The following is a 3,223-nucleotide window of genomic DNA, read 5'->3' as shown; positions in this document are numbered from 1 at the left end:
AGCACCGAGTAGCTGGTTCTTGTGGACCTTGGATATCTCCGCCTTGAGGATCTTCTCGTCGCGCAGGCCCCTGGCACTAGGGCCTGTTATGTAAGTCGTTTGAGCCAGTGGTCGATGCTGGCGATGTGGATGGTTGCTCGGTAGCGTACGGCGAGCTTGTCGTAGCGGGTGGCCAGGGCCCGGTGGTGCTTGAGGTGGCTGAAACCGCGTTCCACGGCGTTGCGGTCCTTGTAGGCGGCGGCGTCGAAGGCTGGTGGGCGCCCGCCGCGTGGGCCCCTGGCCTTGCGGTGGGCGGCCTGGTCGGCCTTGACGGGGATCGTGGCGCGGATGTGGTGGGCGCGCAGCCAGGCCCGGTTGGCCCGTGAGGAGTAGGCCTTGTCGGCCAGCACCCGCCGCGGTCGCCGGCGGGGCCTGCCCGGGCCATGGTGCGCCAGGCGGATCGCCTCCAGCACCGGGACCATCATGGGGCAGTGCGCAACCTGTCCCGCACTGAGCACGCAGGCGAGCATCCCGCACCCCGCATCGACGGCGGCGTGGATCTTGGTCGACCACCCGCCCCGGCACACCCCCAGGGCGTGGTCGTCCGGCTCACCGTCCACCGTGCGGGGGCTGTCGCGGCGGGCGCCGGCGGCGTGCACGTGGGCCCGGCAGACGGTGGAGTCCACCGACACCTCGTCCCACACCGCCTCGGGTCCCTGGGCGGTGACCACCGCGGATGCCAGCTCGCGCTCCAGGTGCTCCCAGACCCCGGTGACCTGCCAGGAGCGGAATAGTGCGTAGGCCCTCCACCAGGGCCCGTAGCGATCCGGGATGTCGCGCCACGGGCACCCCGTCCTGGTTCGGTAGCGCACCGCGTCGACTAGGGCCTGTTGCGAAAGTGGGGTGAAGCGTCCGCGTGTTCGTACCTTAGGGCGCGCGTTCGTACCCTCTACCCCTCCGAACGCGAACCCTAAGGTACGACCGCGATGTCGGCCACTGGCGAGAACCGGTCTCCGCCCGGACATACGCAACAGGACCTAGGCCACGCAGGCCGTAGGTGCGCGGCCTGCCGGTGGTGGGCAGCTCGGGAAGCAGCGGCGCCAGCAGCTCCCACTGCGCATCGGTGAGGTCATGACGACCTTTAGCGTGTGCGTCTATCCTGGGCACCTGAGGCCTCCGGTTTGATCACGTGATGACTTGACACCACCCGTGATACCCCGGAGGCCTCACCCAGCCCAGCCACCACGCCGCCAACCACCACCCCTTCCGCAACAGGCCCTAGAAGGCCGGCTACGGCGAGCGTGAGTCAGGTGCTCGGGGCGATCTTGACTCCGGCGCCAGTGAGCACCTTGCAGATCGGCCAGGCCCCGAACTCCTCCTTCGTGGTCTCGATGTACTGGCAGATCAACGGGACGGGCGCTCACACTCCGCCGCGATAGACAAGCCGACCGTGCTCTTCAGGATCGCGTTGGCTCTTCGCAGCTCCCGGCTCTCTTTCTCAAGCTCCTTGATCCGCTGTGCCTCGTCGGTGGTGGTGCCGGGCCGGGTGCCCTGGTCGATCTGGGCCTTCTTGACCCAGGTGCGCAGAGCCTCGGGGTGGACACCCAGCTCCTCGGCGATCCGACGGATCGCGCCCCTGGCCCGTGCTGGGTCAGCCAACGCGTCCAACGTCATCCTCGTGGCCCGCTCGCGCAGCTCATCGGGATACTTCCTTAAGTCCCATGACAGTGATCCTTCCGTGTCATCACTGCCTCCATCAAACCCGGGGCGATTCAGGGTAGGGGCGAGGATCTCGCAGGATCGGTGCTGCTAGAACCGTTTCCTCGCGCTGGGAGCTTGAGAAAGTGGACACCGACTGGAGACCCTCGCCACTGCACTGTACGTGAGCCTGTTCAATGGTTTGTGTAAGCCCTTGTGGAAGGACTGACACTGATGACTGCTACTGATGATGACAACAGGGCTCCTGCTGGTGGGCGGGATGTGGTCGACCAGCTGCGCTCGGCTGGGGCTCTGGATGGCTTGTTTGAGCAGACCTGGTGCCGGGCAGGTGAGCATGACCGGGACTGATGGCCTGCTACCGGCCCTGGTCAAGGAGGCCCTGGAGAGGGGCCTGGCCGCTTGGCTTGAGCGAGCACCTGGGTTACGACAGGGGCGAGCCAACCTCCCAGGCGCGCGGTAACGCCAGGAACGGGACCACGTCCAAGACGGTGGACTCGTCAGGATGGGGCCCTTTGAGACCTGTGGTGCCCCGGGACCGGGCCGGGACCTTCACCCCGCGCCCGGGTAGCGCCAAGGGTCAGCGCCGCCTGGACGGCCTCGATGCGTGTGAATCACCAGGCCTGATGCGCCGGTGGAATTGAGAAGTGCGGGATATCCAGCACCACCTGGCCTCCACGCTCAGCGCGGGTGCTCAGCGCGGGGACCATTTCGAGGATCACCGACGCGGTAGCCGATGCTGTCCCGCGTGTGGCAGCACGCGTCCGCTGGAGGAGTCCTCTTCCCGGTGGTCTACCACAGGCGCGATTCGGGCCGATGGTCCGCGCCTGTTCACCGGGTCGCCTCCCGCTCGGCTCACATCGCGGTCGGGGCGGGGCATGGACGGCTGTCAGCACGTGGCTTAAGTATCTGGGCCCCGGGCCCGGGGAGGGAGCCTCCTTGAAGGGCGGCTCGTGTGCGCTGAGCTGGCCAACAGGGGCGTCAAGGACGTCCTGATCGTAGAGGGGGCACCTCCCGCACGGGAGCGAAGCGCGCGGGGGAATGTGACGGGCTTACCGGCCTCCCCGAGGCGAACACAGGCAGTCCTGGGCCCCAGGCCACGGTCCCCACCTGTGTGGTCCACCCGGTTCCGTGCCCCGATGCGGTTCGTCTCTTACGGGGAGAGCCGGAAGGTCGCGGCCGCTCTCAAGGCCGATCTGCACCGCCCCGAACCAGGAGGCCGCCTGGCAGGCTCTGACCGACTTCTCCGAGTCCGACATGGGGGTCAAGTACCCCCAGACGGTGGCGACCTGGGAGCGGGCCTGGGAGCGATTCACTCCCTTCCTGGACTTCCCTCCGATGCTCAGGCGTGTCATCTCTCCCCCACTTCGTGGGAGGTACCCCCTCCACCAACACGATCGAGACTGCGAGCTACCAGCTGCGCAAGGATCACCGATGAACCGCGGCCACTTCCCCTCCGATGAGGCGGTGATCAAGCTGCCGAAAGCTGGCGATCTGCGACACCTGTGGACAAACGAGCCCGAGAACG

The 3,223-nt window shown here is 67.4% G+C and carries 3 protein-coding genes and 1 pseudogene; 2 read left to right on the top strand and 2 right to left on the bottom strand.

The genetic code is table 11. The features are described 5' to 3' along the window. Positions 1–86: 86 nt before the first annotated feature. Positions 87–1,004 (bottom strand): IS5 family transposase, encoded by a 918-nt coding sequence (locus tag BKH20_RS01410; RefSeq protein WP_178388533.1) that lies wholly within the window; start codon positions 1,002–1,004, stop codon positions 87–89. A 379-nt stretch (positions 1,005–1,383) separates the two neighbouring features. Then, on the bottom strand, positions 1,384–1,707 hold the full coding sequence (locus tag BKH20_RS01400; protein WP_256692972.1) for a transposase: 324 nt from the start codon (positions 1,705–1,707) through the stop codon (positions 1,384–1,386). Positions 1,708–2,045: 338 nt separating this feature from the next. Between BKH20_RS01400 and BKH20_RS14985 the strand changes: the two genes are divergently transcribed. Together BKH20_RS14985 and BKH20_RS14980 are read left to right on the top strand one after the other, a co-directional pair. Beyond that, on the top strand, positions 2,046–2,339 hold the full coding sequence (locus tag BKH20_RS14985) for a transposase (protein WP_143224923.1): 294 nt from the start codon (positions 2,046–2,048) through the stop codon (positions 2,337–2,339). 309 nt (positions 2,340–2,648) lie between these two features. Further along, a pseudogene (locus BKH20_RS14980) lies at positions 2,649–3,223 on the top strand (transposase); the annotation flags it as partial.

This window comes from Actinomyces oris (assembly GCF_001937445.1).
Classification (GTDB): Bacteria; Actinomycetota; Actinomycetes; order Actinomycetales; family Actinomycetaceae; genus Actinomyces; species Actinomyces acetigenes.
This window is presented reverse-complemented; position numbering and strand designations above follow the sequence as displayed.

What these genes read in the sequence shown, in the direction of transcription:
- BKH20_RS01410 (WP_178388533.1), bottom strand. Translation starts at nt 1,004, where the DNA reads ATGTCCGGGCGGAGACCGGTTCTCGCCAGTGGCCGACATCGCGGTCGT.
- BKH20_RS14985 (WP_143224923.1), top strand. Translation starts at nt 2,046, where the DNA reads ATGGCCTGCTACCGGCCCTGGTCAAGGAGGCCCTGGAGAGGGGCCTGG.